1 protein-coding gene is annotated in these 438 nt (G+C 61.6%); it reads right to left on the minus strand.

The window, feature by feature from the left end; genetic code table 11:
- Window positions 1-148: 148 nt before the first annotated feature.
- Window positions 149-438, minus strand: a 290-nt coding sequence (locus D7X12_RS45755) for a GNAT family N-acetyltransferase (RefSeq protein ID WP_120630601.1), incomplete at its 5' end; no start/stop codon positions are given.

Raw genomic sequence — 438 nt, forward strand, 5'->3', positions numbered from 1 at the left:
CGTCAGCTTTGTGCCGCTGGCCGGCGACAAAAAAGAATCGCCCGTGCTGTCGTTACGACGCACGGGCGATGCAGAGCCGGTCGCTAGCCGCTTTCTGGAATACCTCGAAGCCGCGGCGCAGGAAAACGTGAAACCTTGAAGGCTTCACTCACAGCGCCTTGCTGAGGAAAACGCGGCTCGTGCCGGGCGGGTCGCACGGCACCTCTCCGAACCGTACCCAGCCGTTGCGTTCGTAAAACTGCGGGGCCTGAAAGCTGATCGTATAGACCACCGCCGAGCGACAACCGCGTCGGCGCCCTTCTTCTTCAAACCTGCGCAACACCTCGGTGCCAATACCCATGCCGCGTAACGTTTCGGGCAGATGGAAGAGATCAAGAAACAGGAGCCCGAGCGATGTACGGCCGCTCGCACCACCCACCACATCGCCGCTGTCGGGAT

Origin of the sequence: Corallococcus sicarius (genome assembly GCF_003611735.1) — a bacterium.
GTDB classification, from domain to species: domain Bacteria; phylum Myxococcota; class Myxococcia; order Myxococcales; family Myxococcaceae; genus Corallococcus; species Corallococcus sicarius.